The organism is Actinoplanes regularis (assembly GCF_900188005.1).
GTDB classification, from domain to species: Bacteria; Actinomycetota; Actinomycetes; order Mycobacteriales; family Micromonosporaceae; genus Actinoplanes; species Actinoplanes regularis.
Window position 1 is genome coordinate 115,122 of the sequence record NZ_FZNR01000010.1, and the last position, 19,849, is coordinate 134,970.

The 19,849-nt window shown below is 72.5% G+C and carries 19 protein-coding genes; 12 read left to right on the forward strand and 7 right to left on the reverse strand.

The features are described 5' to 3' along the window. Positions 1-125: 125 nt before the first annotated feature. Together CHC09_RS25280 and CHC09_RS25285 are read left to right on the forward strand one after the other, a co-directional pair. Positions 126-1,949, forward strand: coding sequence for a dynamin family protein (locus tag CHC09_RS25280; RefSeq protein WP_089295679.1), 1,824 nt, complete (start codon positions 126-128; stop codon positions 1,947-1,949). Beyond that, the gene (locus CHC09_RS25285) at positions 1,946-3,445 is read left to right on the forward strand and encodes a dynamin family protein (RefSeq protein WP_239138507.1); all 1,500 of its coding nucleotides are present in this window, start codon (positions 1,946-1,948) and stop codon (positions 3,443-3,445) included. The genes CHC09_RS25280 and CHC09_RS25285 overlap by 4 nt, the downstream gene beginning before the upstream one ends. A gap of 26 nt (positions 3,446-3,471) precedes the next feature. On the opposite strand, the gene CHC09_RS25290 is transcribed toward CHC09_RS25285, so the two are convergent. Next, complete coding sequence (locus CHC09_RS25290) at positions 3,472-3,987, reverse strand: hypothetical protein (protein ID WP_089295681.1); 516 nt, start codon at positions 3,985-3,987, stop codon at positions 3,472-3,474. Positions 3,988-4,106: 119 nt separating this feature from the next. Between CHC09_RS25290 and CHC09_RS25295 the strand changes: the two genes are divergently transcribed. After that, a complete protein-coding gene (locus CHC09_RS25295) occupies positions 4,107-6,155 on the forward strand; it encodes an Hsp70 family protein (protein WP_089295682.1) in 2,049 nt (682 codons plus the stop codon). Positions 6,156-6,328: 173 nt separating this feature from the next. Here CHC09_RS25295 and CHC09_RS25300 read toward each other — a convergent pair whose 3' ends face one another. After that, a complete protein-coding gene (locus CHC09_RS25300) occupies positions 6,329-6,991 on the reverse strand; it encodes a hypothetical protein (RefSeq protein ID WP_089295683.1) in 663 nt (220 codons plus the stop codon). A gap of 119 nt (positions 6,992-7,110) precedes the next feature. Between CHC09_RS25300 and CHC09_RS25305 the strand changes: the two genes are divergently transcribed. From CHC09_RS25305 to CHC09_RS25315, 3 genes are all read left to right on the forward strand, one after another. Continuing rightward, positions 7,111-7,557: an Hsp20/alpha crystallin family protein gene (locus CHC09_RS25305; RefSeq protein ID WP_089295684.1), complete on the forward strand. Its 447-nt coding sequence runs from the start codon at positions 7,111-7,113 to the stop codon at positions 7,555-7,557. A gap of 53 nt (positions 7,558-7,610) precedes the next feature. Then, complete coding sequence (locus CHC09_RS25310) at positions 7,611-7,907, forward strand: hypothetical protein (RefSeq protein ID WP_143232534.1); 297 nt, start codon at positions 7,611-7,613, stop codon at positions 7,905-7,907. Between the two features lie 183 nt (positions 7,908-8,090). Next, positions 8,091-8,468 (forward strand): hypothetical protein, encoded by a 378-nt coding sequence (locus CHC09_RS25315; RefSeq protein ID WP_089295841.1) that lies wholly within the window; start codon positions 8,091-8,093, stop codon positions 8,466-8,468. A 129-nt stretch (positions 8,469-8,597) separates the two neighbouring features. Here CHC09_RS25315 and CHC09_RS25320 read toward each other — a convergent pair whose 3' ends face one another. Continuing rightward, positions 8,598-8,984, reverse strand: coding sequence for a hypothetical protein (locus CHC09_RS25320; protein ID WP_143232536.1), 387 nt, complete (start codon positions 8,982-8,984; stop codon positions 8,598-8,600). A gap of 141 nt (positions 8,985-9,125) precedes the next feature. Further along, the gene (locus tag CHC09_RS25325; protein WP_179277275.1) at positions 9,126-9,503 is read right to left on the reverse strand and encodes a VOC family protein; all 378 of its coding nucleotides are present in this window, start codon (positions 9,501-9,503) and stop codon (positions 9,126-9,128) included. On the opposite strand from CHC09_RS25325, the gene CHC09_RS25330 reads away from it, so the two are divergent. Further along, entirely contained in the window at positions 9,490-10,797 is a 1,308-nt protein-coding gene (locus CHC09_RS25330) for an FIST signal transduction protein (RefSeq protein ID WP_239138506.1), read from the forward strand. The genes CHC09_RS25325 and CHC09_RS25330 overlap by 14 nt on opposite strands. Before the next feature lie 10 nt (positions 10,798-10,807). Then, a complete protein-coding gene (locus CHC09_RS25335) occupies positions 10,808-12,550 on the forward strand; it encodes a putative bifunctional diguanylate cyclase/phosphodiesterase (protein WP_089295844.1) in 1,743 nt (580 codons plus the stop codon). Positions 12,551-12,569: 19 nt separating this feature from the next. Here the strand turns inward: CHC09_RS25335 and CHC09_RS25340 are convergent, their stop codons facing one another. Beyond that, positions 12,570-15,236, reverse strand: coding sequence for an ATP-binding protein (locus tag CHC09_RS25340; protein WP_089295687.1), 2,667 nt, complete (start codon positions 15,234-15,236; stop codon positions 12,570-12,572). Between the two features lie 62 nt (positions 15,237-15,298). Between CHC09_RS25340 and CHC09_RS25345 the strand changes: the two genes are divergently transcribed. The 3 genes from CHC09_RS25345 to CHC09_RS25350 are packed head-to-tail and all read left to right on the forward strand — an operon-like array spanning position 15,299 to position 17,542. Then, the gene (locus tag CHC09_RS25345; RefSeq protein WP_239138505.1) at positions 15,299-16,540 is read left to right on the forward strand and encodes an MFS transporter; all 1,242 of its coding nucleotides are present in this window, start codon (positions 15,299-15,301) and stop codon (positions 16,538-16,540) included. Next, a complete protein-coding gene (locus CHC09_RS46575; protein ID WP_179277276.1) occupies positions 16,537-16,683 on the forward strand; it encodes a hypothetical protein in 147 nt (48 codons plus the stop codon). Before CHC09_RS25345 ends, CHC09_RS46575 begins: the two co-directional genes overlap by 4 nt. Positions 16,684-16,693: 10 nt before the next feature. Further along, positions 16,694-17,542, forward strand: coding sequence for a PHP domain-containing protein (locus tag CHC09_RS25350; RefSeq protein ID WP_089295689.1), 849 nt, complete (start codon positions 16,694-16,696; stop codon positions 17,540-17,542). Here CHC09_RS25350 and CHC09_RS25355 read toward each other — a convergent pair. Beyond that, a complete protein-coding gene (locus tag CHC09_RS25355) occupies positions 17,515-18,021 on the reverse strand; it encodes a MarR family winged helix-turn-helix transcriptional regulator (RefSeq protein ID WP_089295690.1) in 507 nt (168 codons plus the stop codon). The two genes, CHC09_RS25350 and CHC09_RS25355, sit on opposite strands and share 28 nt — an antisense overlap. 86 nt (positions 18,022-18,107) lie before the next feature. Here CHC09_RS25355 and CHC09_RS25360 point away from each other — a divergent pair, with 86 nt between their 5' ends. Continuing rightward, on the forward strand, positions 18,108-18,557 hold the full coding sequence (locus tag CHC09_RS25360; RefSeq protein WP_089295691.1) for an SgcJ/EcaC family oxidoreductase: 450 nt from the start codon (positions 18,108-18,110) through the stop codon (positions 18,555-18,557). A gap of 1 nt (position 18,558) precedes the next feature. On the opposite strand, the gene CHC09_RS25365 is transcribed toward CHC09_RS25360, so the two are convergent. Then, the gene (locus CHC09_RS25365) at positions 18,559-19,791 is read right to left on the reverse strand and encodes a WD40/YVTN/BNR-like repeat-containing protein (protein WP_089295692.1); all 1,233 of its coding nucleotides are present in this window, start codon (positions 19,789-19,791) and stop codon (positions 18,559-18,561) included. Positions 19,792-19,849 lie beyond the last annotated feature (58 nt).

Consider the following 19,849-nt stretch of genomic DNA (forward strand, 5'->3'; position numbering starts at 1 on the left):
GCCCGAAGCGTCCAGCCGGTCACCGTCTCCCGCCGCAACGGGTCCGGTGACCGGCCGGCACCAGGATCGACGTCCCCGCGTCCGCCGCGGCGGCGCGCCGTACCGAGTCTGCTGGGGGATCTCCGATGACCACCGCACCCGCCGACGCGGCGCAGGCCGCGGCCACCCCGCCGGGTTCGCTGCTGGCGCTGGGCATCCGCGCCTGCACCGCGTACGGGCGTGAGGACCTGGCCCGGCGGCTCGCCGCCGCGCAACGCGCACTGAACGATCCGAGCATCCACGTCGTGATCGCCGGAGAGTTCAAACAGGGCAAGAGCTCACTGGTCAACGCGCTCGTCGGGGCGACCGTCTGCCCGGTCGACGACGACGTCGCGACGGCCACACCGACCTACGTCCGCCACGGCGAGAAGCATCGCGCCGCGCTGATCCTCGACGGCGACCCGCCGCGCCGCGAGGACGTACCGGTCGATCAGGTGCGCCGGTACGTGACCGAACGTCGCGGCGCCCCGGCCGGCGCCGGCCCCGGGCCGGAGATACCGGTGGGTGTGGAGGTTCGCCTCCCCCGCAAGATCCTGGAACGGGGCATGGTGCTGGTCGACACCCCGGGCGTGGGCGGCCTCGGCTCCACCCACGCGGCGGCGAGCCTGGCCGCGATCTCCATGGCCGACGCGGTGATCTTCGTGACCAGCGCGGCCCAGGAGCTGACCGCGAGCGAGGTGCAGTTCCTGCGCAAGGCGCGCGCCGCCTGCGACACCGTGATCTGCCTGATCAGCAAGACCGATTTCTATCCGGCGTGGCGGCGCATCCGGGAGCTGAACGAGGCGCACCTGCGCCGGGCCGAGCTGGCCCTGCCGGTGCTGACCGCCTCGTCGGCGCTGCGGATGCACGCGGTCAAGGCCGGCGACCGGGAGATCAACGCCGAGTCGGGCTTCGCCGAGGTGGTGGAGTTCGTCTCCGGGCGCGTCGGCGGCGGCGTCGAACAGCGGCTCGCCGAACACGTACGCGACGAGGTCCTCGCCGTCTGCGACCAGCTGACCGCCACCTTCGCCGCCGAGCGGGCGGCGCTGCTCGATCCCGCCGCCGCCCGGCGGATCGTGGCCGAGCTCGAGCGCACCCGGCAGCGCGTCGAGTCGCTCAAGACCTCGATGGCCCGGTGGCAGCAGACGCTGAACGACGGGATCGCGGATCTCACCTCCGACATCGACCATGACCTGCGCTCGCGGATGCGGGAGGTGACCCGCGAGGCCGACGACAGCATCGACGAGAGCGACCCGGCCGACACCTGGGCGGAGATGCAGACCTGGCTCCGGGCCCGGATCGCGCACGAGCTGGTCGCCAACTACGAACTGCTGCGGGTACGCGCCGGGGAGCTGAGCGAGAACGTCGGTGAACACTTCCGGGCCGGCTCCGACGGGGTGCTGGGGCAGCTGACGGTGCACAGCCCGGAACCGGTGCTGGAGCGCACCCGTCTCGAACACAAGATCGATCTGGAGAAGATGAAGCTGCGCAAGCAAGCCATGGTCGCGTTGAAGAGCGCCTACGGCGGAACCCTGATGTTCACCATGCTGGCGTCGATGGCTGGCATCGTGCTCGGGCCGATCGGGCTGGGCATCGGCCTGGTGATGGGCCGCAAGGGGCTGCGCGAGGAGAAGCAGCGCCAGGAGAAGGCCCGTCAGCAGCAGGCCCGCAACGCGATGCGCCGCTACTGCGACGAGGTCACGTTCGTGGTCGGCAAGGACTCGCGGGACACCCTGCGCCGGATCCACCGCCGGCTGCGGGACCACTACACCGGGCTGGCGGAGGAGCTCGCCCGCTCGAACGCGGCCGCGCTCGCCGGCGCCGAGAAGGCCGCCCGGCGCGGCCGCACCGAACGGGAAAGCCGGGTCCGGGACCTCGACGCGGAGCTGGGGCGGCTGGCCACCCTGCAGAGCCGGGCGCGGCCGTCATGACCGCCACCGAGCCGCGCATGGGCGAGGGCCTGCTCGACCGTACCCGGCTGGTGCTGGACGAGGCCCTGGTCGCCTACCGGGGAGGCCGGTACGAGAGCCGGCTGCACACCGTCCGGGAGCGGCTGAGCGCGCCGCTGCGGGTGGCCATCGCCGGCCGGGTCAAGGCGGGCAAGTCGACCCTGCTCAACGCGTTGATCGGGGAGCGGCTGGCACCGACCGACGCCGGCGAGTGCACCCGCATCGTGACCTGGTACCAGGACGGGACCACGTACCGGGTGACGTTGCGTCCCCGCGAAGGCGCACCCCGGCAGGCCCGTTTCGCCCGGGAGGAGGGCGCTCTCGAGATCGACCTCGGTGGACTGTCGCACGAGGAGGTCGCCGATCTGCTGGTCGAGTGGCCGTCGCAGACCCTGCGGACGGCCACGCTGGTCGACACGCCGGGGGTGGGTTCGCTGCGGGCGGAGAACTCGCGGCGCACCTGGGACCTGCTCGCGCCGGACGACGAGGACACCCCGGCCGACGCGGTGATCTACCTGATGCGGCACGCGCACCGCGACGACCTGAACTTCCTGCAGGCGTTCCACGACCGTCAGGTGTCGGCACCCAACCCGGTCAACGCGATCGGGGTGCTCTCCCGGGCCGACGAGATCGGCGGCGGCCGGCTGGACACCCTCGCCTCGGCCACCAGGATCGCGGCGCGGATGGCGGCCGACGTGAACGTGCGCAGGCTGGTGCAGACGGTGGTGCCGATCGCCGGGCTGCTCGCCGAGACCGCGGTGACGCTGACCGAGGCCGAGGTGGCGCACCTGCGCCGGGTCGCCGACCTGCCGGCGCGTACCGCCGACGATCTGTTGCTCTCCGCGGACCGCTTCCGGGAGCGGCTGCCGGAGCTGGGCCTGACCTCGATCGAGCGGGACGCGCTGCTGGCGCGGTTCGGGCTTTTCGGGGTACGGCTGGCCGCGGCGCTGTTGCGCCGCAAAGTCGCCGGAACCGCCACCGAGCTGTCCGAGCAGCTCACCGAGCGCAGCGGGCTGCGCGCGCTGCAGCGGACCCTGGACTCGCTCTTCTTCGAGCGCCGCGAGATCCTCAAGAGCCGTTCGGCGCTGCTGGCGGTCGACTCCGTGATCCGCGCCGATCCGGCCCCGGCGATCCCACGGGTGGCCGGGGCGGTGGAGGAGATCATCGCTTCCGCGCATCCCTTCAACGAGCTGCGGGTGCTGGCGTCGCTACGGGCGGGCTGGGTCACCGGGAAACCGGCCGTGGTGGCCGAATTGGAGCGGGTGATCGGCGGTGAGGGCACCGCCGCGCACCTCCGCCTCCAACTGCCGGCCGAGGCCAGCCGGGCGGAGTTGGTGGCCGCGGCGTCCGAGTCGCTGGCCCGCTGGCAGCGGCGGGCTGAGAATCCGCTGACCCGCTACGAGCTCTCCGTCGCCGCCCGGGTCGCGGTCCGCTCCTGCGAGGGTGTCCTGGCCGAGCTGCACCGGGGGCGGCGGTGATCGGGGTGGCCGACGGCGGCGCCGGCTCAGCCGAAGAGATCTTCCGGATCCGGCCCGTCGCCGGGGTCTTCGGGCTCGTCGGTGTCGAACCCGTCGGGGTCCGCCGGCACGGACCAGGTCGGATCGGGCTCCGCGACGTCATGCGGATCGGGCTCGGTCACGAGGTCGTCGAGCCAGTCCGGCTCGACGTCGTCGGGCGCCGGTGTCCGGTCCACGTCCGCGCCGCTGCCGAAGTCGAAGTCGAGGCCCACTGGGTCGAGCGGGGGCGCGGTGACCAGCAGGTCGAGCCACGGCGTCAGCGCCTCGCCGGAGTCGCCGTCAGGTCCGGGGATCGGGCTGTGCGCCATCACGTACGGCGCGAGATGCTCGGCGATCTCCGGCCGGGCGGTCTCGGCGAAACCCGCCACGGCCTGGGCCACCAGCTCCTCGGGCAGGCCGGGATGACCGGCCCGGGCCAGCAGATCGGCCGGATCCGTGCCGGCGCGGTCACCCGCTCCGGCAAGCTCGCCGAAGATTTCCCGAAGCGACCGGGCCGTCCCCATGGCCCCTATTCTAGGAAGCCTCCCCGGTCTGGGAACCCGAGGCGGGCCCGCGCCGGCCCCGGTCCGATCGAATTCACGCTCACCCCGTCGCGACCTCGACCGAATCCGGAGTACTCGGGATGTATGCACTCGGTATCGATCTGGGAACCACCTACACCGCCGCTGCCGTCTGGCGCGCCGGCCACGCGGAGATCGCCTCGCTGGGTAGCCGTTCGGCCGCCATCCCCTCGGTCGTGTTGCTGCGGGCCGACGAGACCGTCCTGACCGGAGAGAGTGCCAGCCGCAGAGGGATCAGCGAACCGCACCGGGTCGCCCGCGAGTTCAAGCGGCGCCTGGGCGACCCGACCCCGATCCTGCTCGGCGGGGTGCCGTACTCGGCGGAGTCGCTGATGGCGCGGCTGCTGCGAGCCGTGACCGACGAGGTGTCGTCCCGCGAGGGCAGCGGGCCGGCCGCGATCTGCGTCTCGCATCCGGCGAACTGGGGACCGTACAAGACCGACCTGATGCGCCAGGTGATCCGGCTCGCCGGCATCGAGGAGCCGGTCCAGTTGATCACCGAGCCGGCGGCCGCGGCGGTCTTCTACGCCCAGCAGCAGCGGCTCCAGCCGGGCGCGACGGTCGCCGTCTACGACCTCGGCGGCGGCACCTTCGACGCGGCGGTGCTGCGCAAGACCCCGGACGGCTTCGAGTTGATCGGTCAGCCGGAGGGGATCGAACGTCTCGGCGGCATCGACTTCGACGCGGCGATCTTCGCGCACGTCGCCGGGGCGCTCGACGGCGGCCTGGACGACCTGGACGAGGAGGACCCGGCGGTGATCGCCGCGGTCGCCCGGCTGCGGGAGGAGTGCGTGCAGGCCAAGGAGGCGCTGTCGGCCGACACCGACGCGACGATTCCGGTGCTGCTGCCGAACCTGAGCACGGAGGTACGGCTGACCCGCTCCGAACTGGAGACGATGATCCGCCCGGTGCTGCACGGCTCGATCGAGGCGTTGCGCCGCGCGATCCGCTCGGCCGAGATGGAACCGGCCGAACTGCACTCGGTACTGCTGGTGGGCGGGTCGTCACGGATTCCGCTGGTGGCGCAGATGGTCGGTTCGGAGCTGGGACGGCCGGTGGCGGTGGACGCCCACCCCAAGCACGCGGCGGCGCTCGGCGCGGCGTGGCAGGCCAGCACCGCGGTCGCCAAGACCGGCACGGCGCCGGCGCTGCCCAGGGCGGTCGACCCGTGGGCGACGGGCGCCGCGGCGACGGTGGCGGCCGCCGGCCCTCCCCCAGGCGAACCAACCGCCGCCGAACCGGCCCTGGTTGAACCGACCGCCGCCGCTGAGCCGGCCCTTGCCGAACCGACCGCCGCCGGGCAGGGCGATGCGGGACCGGCGGCGCAGGCTGAACCGACGATCGCCATACCGCTGCCCGAGGACACGGTCACCCAGCCGGCGCCCAGTGCGCCGGCCGCGCCACGGGCCGGCTTCGTCGGCCGCGCCGTCGCCGGGGCGGAACGGACGACCGACCAGGCCGCTTCGCCACCAGCGCCACCGTCCCGGCCCGGGAAGGGCGGCCGCACCCGTGGCCCGATCCTGGTCGCCGCGGCGGTGGCGGCGCTTCTGATCGGCGGCGCCGGAACCGCCTGGGCACTGGCCAGGTACAACGGCGATGACGACGCCGACCCTCGGGATACCGCGTCCGGCCAGCACGGCACGCAGCACAGCCAGGCCGCGGCCGGCGTCGTCTCGGGCGCGTCGAACGCGCCGAGCACGGCCGCGAGCGCGGTTCCGGCGTACGAGCAGTGCACCGACCAGATGAAGCAGAGCAGCACCTGGGTCTGCCTCACCTCGGCGACCATCCGGGGCGGGAAGTTCACGCTCCGGTACGAAGTGGACTGGGGCGGCGCCACCCCGGACATCGAGACCGGCCTCCACCTGCACATCTACGGCGGCAACGGGATCAGCCCCGATGAGTCGACGATGGGCAGCCAGGCCACCGCACACGGCAAGTACTACTTCGAGGACCAGGAATTCTCGGTACGGCGGACCAGCGACCCGGACTTCGAGGCGGTCGGCGACGCCAAGTACGTGTGCGCCCGGATCGCCCGGACCGGCCACGGCCTGACGAAGGCCGCCGACGGCAGCTACCACACCGGCAACTGCATCCCGATCGACCGCGGTTGATTGGGACGTCGCGGCGGGCACCCGCCCGCCGCGACGTACGTCCCCAAATGGCTGTCTTTGAACCGCGTCTTGTCGGGCCCTTGCGGTGGCGGCCGTTCGCTCCGACGTCACGGTGACGCTCATCCGGACGCCTTCGGAGTTCGCTTCTCAGCCACAGTGGGCCTTCGTGTGGTTCAGGAGGTTTCCCCGCTGCGGCGTGGGGGCTGCCGACGGATCTGGTCGGTGCGGGTGGTGATGATGTCGATTTGTGCGGCCAGGTCGGGATGGTCGGGGAGGTGTTGGTGGGCCGCGGCGAGGAGATCGGGCAGGGCGGTCGCGTCGGCGTCACCGAGGGCTCGGTGCAGTTGCGTGAGGGCTCCGGTGGCGGCCTCGCCGAGATCGGTCAGGGCGGTGATCTGGCCGGCGAGCCCGCGCAGGTCGGCGGTGTTGTCGTTGGCCCATTGGGCGACGGCGCGGCGTGCGGCGCGGCGGTCGCGCTCGGCCTGCACCCGGTCGTCACGGGTGTCGCCCAGTTGGTCGGTGGGGATGGAGACGCTGCGCAGGTAGCGCCGTTCGGCGGCCTGGCGGCTGGCCACTCCCAGTGCGGGCGCGAGAGCTTGCCAGGAGACCCCGGCCGTGCGGGCGGCGGCGATCAGGACCGGCTCGAGGCCGGCCAGTTCGGTCTGCGCCCAGCGCAGCAGCACCAGGGCGTCGAGCAGTTCAGCACCGCTCACCGGCGGGCTGTCCGCGGCGGGCTGCTGAACCGCGTGCGCGGTGACGACGATCGCGGCGGTGACTACGGCGAGATCACGGTCCTCGGGCGGTGGGCCTGTGCCGGTGGCAGGTGTGTCGAGCATCCATCCCTCTCTCCCACGTCATCTTTCAGATGACGAACTGCTTGTCATCGTCGCGATGACGTGCTAGAAAGACGGTATCGCGCATTGACCGTCAAGTCGAGACCGCAGGAGGTGGAACCATGTTGATGCGCAGCGAACCCTTCACCGAGGTCAACCGGCTCGCCCAGCAGCTGTTCGGTGTCCCGATGACCGGGACCTGGTCACGGCCGACGGCGATGCCCGCCGACGCGTACCGCAACGGCGACGAGTTCGTGATCGCATTCGATCTTCCCGGAGTGGACGCCGACGCGATCGACATCGACGTGGAACGCAACGTGCTGACCGTGCGCGCCGAGCGCCGCCCCATCGACCTGGGCGAGCAGGCCACGGTGCAGTTGAGCGAACGCCCGCTGGGCGTGTTCTCCCGGGAGCTTTTCCTCGGCGACGCGTTGGACACCGATCACATCGACGCCGCGTATGACAACGGCGTGCTGGTCGTACGGATCCCGATCGCGGAGAAGGCCAAGCCTCGCAAGATCGCCGTGGCGGGGCGTGAGCACACCGAGCAAAAGGTGATCACTGGCTGACCTGACGTCAGCTCTCTGCCCAGCAAGTCCGGATGTGGCGGGTGGTGACCGGCATGACCAGCAACCCCGTAGCGCAGGCGGGCACCGCGTTGTCCCCCGAGTGGGACCGCGGCTTCGACGAAGCGTTCACCGAACTCATCAGCGGCGACCCCGATCTGGTCCGCGCCGAGTTCGACGCCATCATCGGCGCCAACTTCAACGAACCGCCCACGTCCCCGGCGCCACCCGCCCCATCCGCCGCCCGGCCGGCACCCTCCCATCCGCGACCCGGCCCCTCGCCGACATCGGCGGCCGACCACGACGGGTACCAGCCCGGCACCGTCGGCAACAACCCACGATCGCCGCCCTGATACGCCCAGGCAAGGGACTGATCCGAACCGCGCCCCGGGGCCGCCACCAGACCGTCGGCCCCGGGGCGACACGGCGAGGGCGGCAAGAGGGGCTGATCCGGGCGAATAGCCTGGTGTGGCTCGATGACCGGACAGCGACCGACCAAGGGGCGGCGATAGACCCGTTCAGCGATCATGGACCTCATGGAGGACCAGCAGTCGGCCGAGGGTGAGGCGAAGGTCATCACACTCTGCGGCTCAACCAGGTTCGAGGCTGAGTTCGCGGAGGTCAACCAGCGGCTCACGATGGAAGGTTGCGTCGTGATCAGCCTCGGCATGTTCAGCCTCCCCGACCTGCCGGACTACGACTGGACAGCCGACAGCTCGAACCTGAAGGGGCGGCTCGGCAGCGTGCACCTCCAAAAGATCCGCATGGCCGACGAGGTGTACATCGTGGATCCGGGCGGCTACATAGGTGAGTCAACCCGACGGGAGATTGCCTACGCGGAGTCGCTCGGCAAGCCGGTTCGATATCTGAGTCGTGAGCGCTCGGCTCGAACGGGAGACGGTCCCCAAGAGTGAGTCCGGCCGGGCGGTCCGCTTATCGGCTGCGGGACCAGCGACAGCCAGCCCCGGGCACCGCGCTTCGTACCGCTCATCCCGCGAGCGTAGAACCGGCTCCAACCCGATCTTGGAGTAGCGCGACAGGCGCTAAGCGATCGCGACCGTCCAGTTCTCGCCGTCGGCCGAGCCGCTGCAGGCGTTGAAGGCCACCTCGCCCGCCACGCAGACCCGGAAGGTGATCCGCCGGCCCTCGACCAAGTCGTGATCGAACCGGACGGTCTCCCCCACCTCGCGCGCGCCCCACTGGGTGCCGCTGTGCGCAGTCCCGTCGGCCCCGGTGTACCGGTACTGCAGGTAGGTGCGGCCACCGCCGGCGACGAGCTTGGTCACCGCGAAGCTGTCCGCCGCGGCGTCGAAGTGCGCCTCCGCGAGCAACCTGCTGTCCGGGTCGTAGACCTGAGCGGTGGACGAAACCGCGGACGGGGCGAATCCCGTCGTCGCCGCCATCACGGCGAGCAGAACCATGCTGTTCATTGCTGCACCTCCGCACGTTTCGGACCTCTGTTGTCGGCCAAACCCGGGGTGTAGCGATCTTGTACCCGCCCCCTGATCGGGCAAAACCCGAAACGAGATCACCGAATCCGGGACGACCGGGTCCGATCATCGCCGGCGGGCTCAGTCGTGGCGTTCCGACTCCGCCCGGGTCAGGCAGAACTCGTTGCCGGCCGGGTCCGCCAGGATCACCCAGCCCGCGCCGTCCGGGGTCCGGTGGTCGGCGAACAGTGTCGCACCGGCCGCGAGCAGGCGGTCGACCTCCGCGTCCCGCCCCAGGTCCGGCGATTGCAGGCAGATGTGGACGCGGTTCTTGACCTGCTTCGGCTCGGGGACGGCCTGGAAGTAGAGACGCGGGCCGCCCGGCGGTTCGATGGCCACCTCGTGGTCGCCGGGGGCGCACCCGGCCGCGATCGGGTGACCGATCACCTCGCTCCAGAAGATCGCCAGGACGTACGGATCGGCACAGTCGAACGAGACATTTCTGATGATCGAGGTCACGATCCGTACGATAGTTCGCCCGATCGCCGCCGGTGACCCACCGCACACCCGGGCACTGCCGGGGCAGGTGCTCAACTCGGGCGAGCGGCGGCCGATGTCCACGGGTATGAGTCACGTCAGCAGCAGTGCTCGCTGGTTCGGCACGGGCCACAGCACCCTGGCCGATCCCGCCGCAGCCGGCGCCGAGGCGGCCACAGCCGCGCTCGCCGGCCGGGAGCCGGCGATCGTGTTCGTGTTCTGCTCGGTCGGCTACCACGTGCCCGAGCTGTTCGACGCGCTACGCGAGCAGGTCGGGACGGACACCGTGATCGTCGGCTGCACCACCTCGGGGCAGCTCACCGACGGCCGGGTCAGCCGGAACGGCGTGGCCATGACGGCGTGGGGCGGGGCGGGCTTCACCGTGGGTACCCGGGTGGCCCGGGCCGTGAACGACCGCCTCCGGGAGGCGGGCGCCGAGGCCGCCGCGTGCCTCTCCGGTGTCGAGGACGAGCACCGGGCGCTGCTGCTGATCGCGGACGGCCTGACCGGCAGCCATCACGACGTCGTACGCGGCGCGTTCTCCGTTGCCGGCGCCACGATTCCCCTGGTCGGCGGCTGCGCCGGCGATGACCTGACCTACGTCCGGACCTATCAGTTCCACGGTGGCCGGGACGGCGTCCAGATCATGTCGGATGCCGTGATCGGGGTCGCGGTCGGCTCGGACCGGCCGTTGGGTGTCGGCATCGCGCACGGCTGGCAGAAGGATGGCGACGCCCTGGTCGTCACCCGCAGCCGGGACGGCCGGGTTCTCGAGCTCGACGGCGAACCGGCCCTGGACGTGTACCTGCGCCGGCTCGGGATCGAGGAATCGGTGCTGGACGACGCGGCCGCGTTCCGGCAACTGGCGTTCCACCACCCGCTCGGCCTGTCGCGGCGCACCGGCGAGGACCTGCGGGTGATCCACGAAGCGGACCGGACCGACCGGTCCCTGCTCTGCCTCGCCGACGTTCCGCAGGGCGCGCTGGCCTGGCTGATGACGAGCGACCTCGACTCGCTGCTGGAGGGCGCCGACGAGGCGTCCGGGCAGGCCCTCGACGCGCTCGGCGGGGAGCCGGCGCTGGGCATGCTCCTCTTCGACTGCGGCGCGCGGTGGGTCAAGCTGGGCGATACCGGCGTACGGCGGGAGCTCGCCGCGATCGGCAAGCGGCTCGGCGACGTCCCGTTCGGTGGCTTCTACACCACCGGCGAGTTCGCCCGGGTCCGCGGCGCGCTCGGCATGCACCATTTCACCCTCGTAACACTGGCTCTGGCCTGAGGTGACGGCGATGAACCACTGGTCGACCCATCAACTCACCGAGTTCTTCGCCGCGGTCTGCGCTCCGCAGCAGGAGCACGCCGCCATCATGGTCGCCGTCGAACGGGCGGCCGAGGTGCTGGAGACCGAGGTCGGCGCGGTGCTGCGCGACGGCCGGGTCCTGGTCTCCTGGGGCACCGGCCGTGACCAGCTCGAAGCCGTCCTGGACGGTGCCGAACGCCCGGCGACCCTGGCCGTTCCCGGTATCGGCGAACTGCACGTGACCACCGCCCGGTTCAACCCGGGCGGCGCGTTGCTGGTCGCCCGAATGAACGAGGCGCTCGATCCGGAGGAGCGTCAGCTGCTGCAGGCCATGGCGCAGACCCTCGAGCTGGCCCTGACCAACATCAGCCTGCTGAGCGCCGAGCGTGCGCTGCGCGAGGAGCGGGAGCGCGAGGTCGCCGAGCGCGTGGCGTTGCTCGATTCGCTGCGCGAGGCCCGGCAAGACCCGCTCACCGGCCTGCCCACCCGGATGCTGTTCCTGGAGATGCTCGCCGAACAACTCGACCGCGACTCCGCGACCAGCGTGCTCTTCATCGACCTGGACCGGTTCAAGGCGGTCAACGACAGCCTCGGGCACCGGACCGGCGACGAACTGCTCGGCCTGGTCGCCGCCCGGATCCGTGGCTGCCTGCGCCCGAGCGACACGGCGGCCCGGATCGGCGGCGACGAGTTCGCGGTGCTGCTCAACGACTGCGAGGCGCACCAGGCGGTGCCGGTCGCGCAACGGCTGATCGACGCGGTCAAGCTGCCGTTCCCGTTGGCCGGGCAGGAGGTGTTCATCGGCGCCAGCATCGGCATCGCCGCCGGTCCGGGCGCCGCCCCGGGCGAGATCCTGGGCAACGCGGACGTGGCGATGTACCGGGCCAAACAGGACGGCGCGGGCCGGGTTGTGCTCTTCGATCCGCAGATGCACGCGGAGGCGCTGGCCCGGCTGACCCTCAACGGTGACCTGCAGCGGGCCCTCGCGCTGGGCGAGTTCCGGTTGCAGTACCAGCCGTTGTTCCGGCTCGACAGCGGCCAGCCGGTCGGGGTCGAGGCCTTGGTCCGCTGGCAGAACCCGGACCGCGGCTACGTCTCCCCGGCCGACTTCGTGCCGATGGCCGAGGAGACCGGGCTGATCACCGATCTGGGCCGGTGGGTGCTGAACACCGCCGGGCGGCAGGCGGCCGCGTGGCGGCGCACCCAACCCGACCTGGGGATCAACGTGAACGTGTCCGGTCGGCAGCTGACCGACCCGCAGTTCGCCTCGGACGTGGAACGGATGCTCAGCGACACCCGGCTGCCACCGGACGCGGTGACCCTGGAGCTGACCGAGTCGGTGCTGATGAGTGACCCTAAGGCGGCCATCGCCTGCCTGCGGGACCTGCAGGACCTCGGCGTGGACGTGTCCATCGACGACTTCGGGACCGGCTATTCGTCGCTCTCCTACCTGCAACGGTTGCCGGTGGACGAGTTGAAGATCGACCGGGCCTTCATCAGCCGGCAGTCGCCGACGACGGCGGACCTGGCGGTCGTCCGCACGATCGTCGAGCTCGCCCGGACCCTGCGGCTGCGCACGGTGATCGAGGGGATCGAGACGGAGGCGCAGCGGAACGCGATGCAGGTGCTCGGCTGCGACCTGGGGCAGGGGTACCACCTGTGCCGGCCGGTCCACCCGGAGAGCCTGCTGACCGGCCTGGGCCTGCCGGAACCGACCTGGAAAGCGGCCTGATCCGGTTCCGGACCAGCGCTCAGCGCTCCGAGGAGGCCAGCCGCCCGCTTCGTTCCGCCTGGTAGGGGCAGCCGGCTGCCTCGAACAAGGTCGCTGTCGCCGCTACGCGCTTCCGGTCGGAGGCGAGCAACGCGTCGGCACGCTCCACGATGGCCGCGGCGACCGGGTTCCCCGCCACGATCCCCGCCGCCGCGGCGATCCGGGCGGCGGCCCCGGGATGCCCGGACAGCGCCGCCGCCTCGGCGCGGAGCGCCACGTACCAGTGCAACCAGACCCAGGTGACCCACTTCCACACCTCATCCGGCTCCGGGGCGGTACGTTCCGCGGCCTCGGCCGGGCGGTCCTGATCGAGCAGCAGGATCGTGTCGAAGACCGCCCCGAATCCATAGGTGTGCCCCGGGGAGACGCCGAGCCGCTCCAGGACCGCCAGCCACTCCCCCCGTGCGACGGTGTCGCCCCGCAGGCCGTGGACCATCGCGATCGCGGCCGCCGCCGGGGCCAGCGCCGACTGGGCCGGCCGTCCGGCCCGCCGCCACGCCTGGTGGAACCGGTCGCTGATGGTCAGCACCTCGTCGAAGTTCCCGGCCAGCGCCTCGGTGACCAGCAGCCAGCAGGTCGCCCGGTGCCCGACCTCGGCCAGCAGCGGATGCTCGGCGAGTTCCCGCCCGGCACGCCGCGCGCCCGGCAGGTCCCCGGCGCCGAGCGCGCTCTCGATCGCTATGCCCAGGGCGTCCAGGCGCTCGTGGACCGTGGCCGGGGTCTCCGGCAGCGGCGCCAGCAGGATGAGCCGCCGCCGCGCGGTATCCGCGGTGGCGAACGTGTCGCCCGCCCAGCTCTGCGCCCCGGTCAGCGCGTCGAGGGCCGCGGATTCCGCGAGCGGATCACCGAGGCGGTGGGCGAGGTCGACGGCCCGTTCCGCGCGGGCGACGGTCTCCGGCACGGTGTTCCCGGCCGGGCCCTGTAACGCCCCGAAGGCGTCCGACAGCACCCCGGCCTCGGCCAGCGCCACCGCGGCCCGCGCGGCCGGGTCGTCTCCGGCGAGTTCCCGAGCCCGATCGACCAGGGCGAGCGCCTCCTCCCGGGCCGGGAGCCGCTCGAACTTGCTCCAGAACCGGTACGCGTTGGTTGCCGCGGTCGCCAGATCCCTGGCCGCGTCCGCGCTGTCCTCGGTCGTCTCGGCGGCCGCGATCAGATACCGGTACATGTCGTCGCCGCGGATCCGGCACCCGGCGACGGCCGCGGCCTGCCGGAACATCTCCGCCGCCAGGCCCGGGCTGGGGGCGAGACCGGCCGCCGTCTCGAATCGGATCTGGGACTCGGAGGCCAGCCTCCGGGCGAACGTCAGCTCGGCCAGACGCTTCGCCAGGCCGAAGTCGCCGGCCCAGGCCTGGGCCGCGCGCAGGTCGTCCCCGACAGCGTCGAACCGGATCCGCCAGTCCGGACCGGTCCGTACGAGCTCCTCGGCCTGGGCCTGACACCAGCGCAGATGCCTCCCCCGGGCATCGTCGAGCTCGCCGGCGGCGGTCAGCTGCTCGACCCCGTACTGCCGGATGGTCTCCAGGAGCCGGAACTCGGTACCGGCCGGCGAGGGCTCGACGGCGAGCAGGCTCTGCTCGGCGAGCCGGGCCAGCCCGTCCGCGGTGGCCCCGGCCACCTGAGCGGCCGTTCGCAGGCTGAACGGCGACACGAACACCGACAGCCGGCGCAGCAGCGCCTGGTCGGCGGGGGCCAGCAGGGCGTGGCTCCAGTCGAGGGCGGCCCGGACCGAACGGTGCCGTTCGTCGGTGCGGGAGCCGCCCTCCAGCATCCGCAGCGGGTCCGCCAGGCCGGCGGTCAGCCCGTCCAAGCCCAGGACCGGCCAGCGGGCCGCGGCGATCTCGATGGCCAGAGCCATGCCGTCGAGGCGTCGGCAGAACTCGGCGACCGAGTCGCGCAGGCCGTGTTCGGGTGGCCAACTCGCGGCGGCACGATCCATGAAGAGCGCGACCGCGTCCGACTCCCCGCCACCGTCCAGGGAGAGCGGCGGGACCGGGTAGACACGTTCGAACGGGACCATCAGCCGGGCCCGGCTGGTGGCCAGGACGGTCACCCGCGGGCAGGTGGTGAGCAGTTTCTCCAGGAACCGGGCCACGCCGTCCCGGACCTGCTCGCAGTTGTCCAGCACGAGCAGCAGGTCCCGGTCGGCCAGCGCGTCGACCACGGACTCGTCCATGGCCCGGCCGAGCTCTTCACCGAGACCCATCGCGGCGGCGACCGCGGCCGCGACGGCGCCCGGGCCGGGTTCGGTGACCGGCACCAGGTCGACGAACCAGACCCCGTCGGCGTGGTCACGGGCGGTCGCACCGGCCACGGCCAGGGCCAGGCGGGTCTTGCCGACCCCGCCCGGGCCGACCGCGGTGACCTGCCGGTTCGCCGCGAGCAGGGCGCCCAGTTCGGCGCTTTCCCGGGCGCGGCCGACGAAGGACGTGATCGGTGCCGGCAGCGGGGACCGGCCGGCCTCCGGTGTCCGTCTGCGGGCCAGGGCACGACGATCCGGCAGGTCCAGTTTGCGCAGCAGCGCTGAGACGTGACTCTCCACAGTGCGCACCGAGATGAACAGCGCCGCGGCGATCTCCGCGTTACTGAGGTGCCGTCCCACCAGGGTGAGCACCTCGGCTTCCCGGGCCGAGACTTCCGCGGTCGTCATGGCGACATTATCCGTGGCCGGCACGGATGCGGCCGTCCCCCGTCGGACCCGACGATCAAGGCATGCGTGAACTGCTGAAACACCCGGTGATGCCGGGCCTGCTGATATCGGCGCTCGGTGACGGGATGAGCCTGGTCGCGGTCGCGTGGCTGGCGGTGCGGATCGCCCCGCCCGGGCAGGCCGGGATGTGGACCGGGCTGGCGGTCGCCGCGTACGCGTTGCCGGCCTCGATCGGCGCCGCCGTGCTGTCGCGGTTCGTCCGTGGCCTGCGGGCCGCGCGGCTGGTCGCCGCCGACGCGACGCTACGGGCGGTGGCGCTGGGTGCCGTGGCGGCGCTCGCAGTCACCGGGTCGCTGCACCCCGTGCTGTACGTCGTCCTGCTGGCCGTCTCGTCACTGCTGCACGCATGGGGCAGCGCCGGGGCGTACACGCTGGTCGCGGAGCTTCTGCCGGACGAGCAGCGAGTGGCCGGCAACGCCCTGCTGTCGACGTTCACCCAGGCGTCGATCGTCATCGGCCCGGCGATCGCCGGCGCGCTGACCGGCTTGGCCGGTCCGGGCTGGGTGATCGGCGCGGACGCCGCCAGCTTCGCCGCCCTGGCCGTGGCCGCCTGGTCGGTGTCCGCCCGGCGGGTCGCGCCTCCGGCCGAGCCGGCGACCGGCGCCTGGCAGACCGTGCGGGAGCGGCCCCGGCTGCTCGGCCTGCTCGTGGTCACCATGGTCTTCTTCTTCCTGTACGGCCCGGTCGAGGTGGCCCTGCCGGTGCACGTCGCCGAGGACCTGAACGGCTCGGCCGGCCTGCTCGGCCTCTACTGGACCGTGTTCGGGGCCGGCGCCACCGTCGGGGCGCTCGGTGCCGGGCGGCTGTCCCGGTTCCCGCCCACGTTCGTGGTCGTCGCGATCATCGTCGGCTGGGGTGCGGCGCTGATGCCGCTCGGGTTGACCGACGCGGTGTGGCCGGGCATGGCCGGGCTCGCCGTCGGCGGGCTGATCTACGGGCCGTTCACGGCGATCTCCACGGCGCTGTTCCAGCGCGGGACGCCGCCGGCGTCGATCAGCCGGGTCCTGGCGGCGCGGGCGGCCCTGACCGTTCCGGCCACGTCGCTGGGCACGCTGCTGGGCGGGCCGCTGGTCGCGGTGCTCGGCGGCCGGACCACGCTGCTGCTGTCCGGGCTGGTCACGGTGGGTCTCGGGGTGGCGGTCGGTGCCGCGGTCCGTGGCCGGTTCCGTAGTCGGCACGGAGGTATCCCGCAGGTCCGGCTTGCGGGGCTGAACGCATCGGGCGAGCTGAAGGAGGGCGCATGACTCAGGGGATCAAGACCGTGCCGCACTCGGTGTCGGACCCGGACGCGGCCGAGCGGCTCTGCACCGCGCTGCTCGGGACGTCTGATGCGGGACCGCTGACCTCGTCGGGCCCTCGCCGGAGGGCGAGGCCCGCAGCCGGATAGCGTGTCGACCATGACCAACCTGCCCGCGGACAGTCACGTGCACAGCGAGTGGTCGTGGGACACCCTGACCGGCTCGATGGCGGGCTCCTGCGAGCGCGCCGTCGAGATCGGGCTGCCGGTGATCGCGTTCACCGAGCACGTCGACCACACCAGCTGGCGGGTGCCCGCCACCGGTCCGTACGCGAGCAGCGAACTGACCGCCGCGGCCGACCCGGACGGTCTGCTGCACCCACCGGCGTTCGACGCCGCCGGCTATCTCGCCGCGATCGAGCACTGCCGCGAGCGCTTCCCCGGGCTGCGCATCCTCACCGGCCTGGAGATCGGCGAACCGCACTGGTACCGCGAGCAGATCGCGAAGATCCTCGCCGGCGGCGCCTTCGACCGGGTCCTCGGCTCGCTGCACTGCCTGCCCGACGGCGACGGCCACGCCGAGCCGTGGGCGCTCTTCCCGCACCGTGACCCCGCCGGCCTGGTCCGCGAGTACCTCGCCGAGATCCCGCGGATGGTCGCCGGCGACGACCCGTTCGCCGTCCTGGCGCACATCGACTATCCGCTGCGGTTCTGGCCCGCCGACCGGTCCGGGCCGTTCGACCCGGCGTCGTTCGAGGACGAGTTCCGGTACGCCCTGCGCGCCACCGCCGAGTCCGGTCGCGCCCTGGAGATCAACACCCGGATCCCGCTCGACCCGACGATCCTGGCCTGGTGGCACGAGGAGGGCGGCCCGGCCGTGAGCTTCGGCAGCGACGCCCACCGGCCGGAGCTGGTCGCCCACGGGTTCCGCGAGGCCGCCGCGATGGCCGACGCCTACGGCTTCCGCCCCGGCCGCACCCCCTACGACCTCTGGTCCCGGGTGGACTGAGCCGTCTCCTCAGGGGACGCGGGGCGGGCACGGAGGTCGTGGGCGGCGGCCAGGAACGCGTCGGCGGCGCGGCCGAAGTAGTCGAACAGCACCGCCAGTTCCTCGGGCCGGTAACGCTGGAACACCTCGCCGACCCGCTGCCGGCCGGGAGTGACGATGGGCGCCACGTCCAGCTTCGGTTGCGGCTCGACCACGACCCGCCGCCGGTCGGCGGGATCGGGCACCCGTCGTACGTGCCCGGCACGCTCCAACCGGTCGATGAGCCGGGTGGTGGCGCCGGAGGTCAGCCCGGTGCGCTCGGCCAGCTCGCCCGAGGTCAGCCGCCCGGCGAGATTCAGCGCGCTCAGCGCGGCCCAGTCGGTCGGGTGCATGCGCGCCGCGTCCGCGGCGGCCTGCGTGTGCACGGTGACCGCGTCCAGATAGCGGCGGAAGGTCTCGTGCGCCCCGGCGGGCAGCTCGGGGGGTGGGACGTCGGCCATGGCTCCCTCTGGGTTAATATCTGCATGCGCGCAGATATTGCATCCATGCAGATTCTGCGCTCCTGTCACCATGCTAGGAGGAAGCCGTGACCGGACCCGACCGCACCGCCGACCTGCGGGCCATCGACGACGTGCTGGCCGCGGTCGCCCGCGCCTGGGACGCCGCCGACGCCGACTCGTACGGCCGCTGCTTCACCGCCGACGCCAGCTACGTCACCTTCGTCGGCACCGCCTACCAGGGCCGCGCCGACATCACCGAGAGCCACCGCGCGCTCTTCAAGGCCTTCACCAAGGGCACCCGGATGGAGTCGGAGACCGTGCGGGTGACGTTCCTCGGCCCGGACACCGCGGTCGTGATCGGCCGTGGGGACACCGTCAAGGGCCGCCGCCCCGCCCTGTCCAAGGTCCAGACCTACACGCTGGTACGCGAGGCCGACGGCTGGCGGATCGCGGCCTTCCACAACACCAAGCGCCGTCCCCTGATGGAGGCGATCCAGTTCCGCTTCGCCCCGTCCACCCGCCCCGCGAAGATCTGACCTACGGCGCCGGCACCGAAACCGGCGCCCACGTCACTCCGCCGTCCAGCGACGTGCGATAGGTCCCGTCCATCCCCATGGCCGTGATCATCCCGCCGCGTTCGACGAAGTAGGCAAGACCGGTCCCGGTCTCCGCCTTCCGGAAGGTGCGGCCCCCATCGGGGCTGATCATCGGGCCGTCGAGCTCCGTGCAGATCACCAGCCGACCGTCCGGCCGGACGATCGCGCCCAGGACCGAGGCGGGCTGTCCCTCGCCGTCCCGGATCCGGGTCCACGTCCGGCCCGCGTCCGTGCTGCCGTACATGGGCCCGAAGCCGTTCTTGACGTGCTCGCGCTGGACGGTGAAGATCGCGTACCGCAACTTCCCGGGCCCCACCACCATCCGGGGACCGAACAGCAGCTTGTCCGGTTCGGGGAATCGCGACACCGACCAGGTACGGCCGCCGTCGCGCGTGATGGCCAGGGCCGGATCGCCGCCCCGGGTCGTGCCGGAGATCCACCGAGTGCCGTCCGCGGCGACGGTCGATTCCGACGTGCCCTGGACCCGCTCCAGCGGCACGTCGGGGACCGCCGAGCGCAAGCCGGTCTCCGGGTCGATCACCACGAGTTCGCGGGTGTCACAGTTCGCGTCGGCGCAACGCGTGTGCAGGCGCCCGGCCGCCGGGATCCCCGCGGCGTTGCGCGCCGCGGAGTCCGGTGCCGAGCGCCAGGTGCGACCGGCGTCGAGGCTCACCCACCACTTCCCGCGGTCCTCGATCACGACGGTTCCGGCGGTCACGGCGTGCAGCTCGGCGCTGTAGCCCTCGAGCTGCCGAACCTTCGCCAAGGGGAGCGTCCGGTGCTGGTAGGAGCGACCGCCGTCGGTGCTGACGGCGAGCCCGTACGCGCAGGGCTGCTTGTCGTCGGCGCACGTCGCGGTGAGCGCGAACCCGTGATCCCGATCGACGAACTGGACGAACAAGGCGTCGAACCGCGCCCCGTTCAACTCACCGGTGGCGGCTGCGGTAGGGGCGTTGTCGGGGCTCCGCATGTCCGCGGGCACCGCGCCCGTGCCCTGGCCGGCTTCCCCACCGGCCACCGCGCGGGTGACCGTGACGCCGAGCGCCGCCAGCAATACCGCCGCGACGAGGACGCCACCCACCCGGCGACGTCCGATCGTGATCCCCCGTCGCCGGTCGGGTGGTGTGCCGACCTCGCCCAGTTCGATGGGCTCATCGCGCGGTGTGGCGGACATACGCCGTCTCCTCCCGTGGGTTTCTGCCTGATCGACACCGCCGGGACGAGTATGGTTC

What these genes read in the sequence shown, in the direction of transcription:
- CHC09_RS25280 (WP_089295679.1), top strand. Translation starts at nt 126, where the DNA reads ATGACCACCGCACCCGCCGACGCGGCGCAGGCCGCGGCCACCCCGCCG.
- CHC09_RS25285 (WP_239138507.1), top strand. Translation starts at nt 1,946, where the DNA reads ATGACCGCCACCGAGCCGCGCATGGGCGAGGGCCTGCTCGACCGTACC.
- CHC09_RS25290 (WP_089295681.1), bottom strand. Translation starts at nt 3,987, where the DNA reads ATGGGGACGGCCCGGTCGCTTCGGGAAATCTTCGGCGAGCTTGCCGGA.
- CHC09_RS25295 (WP_089295682.1), top strand. Translation starts at nt 4,107, where the DNA reads ATGTATGCACTCGGTATCGATCTGGGAACCACCTACACCGCCGCTGCC.
- CHC09_RS25300 (WP_089295683.1), bottom strand. Translation starts at nt 6,991, where the DNA reads ATGCTCGACACACCTGCCACCGGCACAGGCCCACCGCCCGAGGACCGT.
- CHC09_RS25305 (WP_089295684.1), top strand. Translation starts at nt 7,111, where the DNA reads ATGTTGATGCGCAGCGAACCCTTCACCGAGGTCAACCGGCTCGCCCAG.
- CHC09_RS25310 (WP_143232534.1), top strand. Translation starts at nt 7,611, where the DNA reads ATGACCAGCAACCCCGTAGCGCAGGCGGGCACCGCGTTGTCCCCCGAG.
- CHC09_RS25315 (WP_089295841.1), top strand. Translation starts at nt 8,091, where the DNA reads ATGGAGGACCAGCAGTCGGCCGAGGGTGAGGCGAAGGTCATCACACTC.
- CHC09_RS25320 (WP_143232536.1), bottom strand. Translation starts at nt 8,984, where the DNA reads ATGAACAGCATGGTTCTGCTCGCCGTGATGGCGGCGACGACGGGATTC.
- CHC09_RS25330 (WP_239138506.1), top strand. Translation starts at nt 9,490, where the DNA reads ATGATCGAGGTCACGATCCGTACGATAGTTCGCCCGATCGCCGCCGGT.
- CHC09_RS25335 (WP_089295844.1), top strand. Translation starts at nt 10,808, where the DNA reads ATGAACCACTGGTCGACCCATCAACTCACCGAGTTCTTCGCCGCGGTC.
- CHC09_RS25340 (WP_089295687.1), bottom strand. Translation starts at nt 15,236, where the DNA reads ATGACGACCGCGGAAGTCTCGGCCCGGGAAGCCGAGGTGCTCACCCTG.
- CHC09_RS25345 (WP_239138505.1), top strand. Translation starts at nt 15,299, where the DNA reads ATGCGTGAACTGCTGAAACACCCGGTGATGCCGGGCCTGCTGATATCG.
- CHC09_RS46575 (WP_179277276.1), top strand. Translation starts at nt 16,537, where the DNA reads ATGACTCAGGGGATCAAGACCGTGCCGCACTCGGTGTCGGACCCGGAC.
- CHC09_RS25350 (WP_089295689.1), top strand. Translation starts at nt 16,694, where the DNA reads ATGACCAACCTGCCCGCGGACAGTCACGTGCACAGCGAGTGGTCGTGG.
- CHC09_RS25355 (WP_089295690.1), bottom strand. Translation starts at nt 18,021, where the DNA reads ATGGCCGACGTCCCACCCCCCGAGCTGCCCGCCGGGGCGCACGAGACC.
- CHC09_RS25365 (WP_089295692.1), bottom strand. Translation starts at nt 19,791, where the DNA reads ATGTCCGCCACACCGCGCGATGAGCCCATCGAACTGGGCGAGGTCGGC.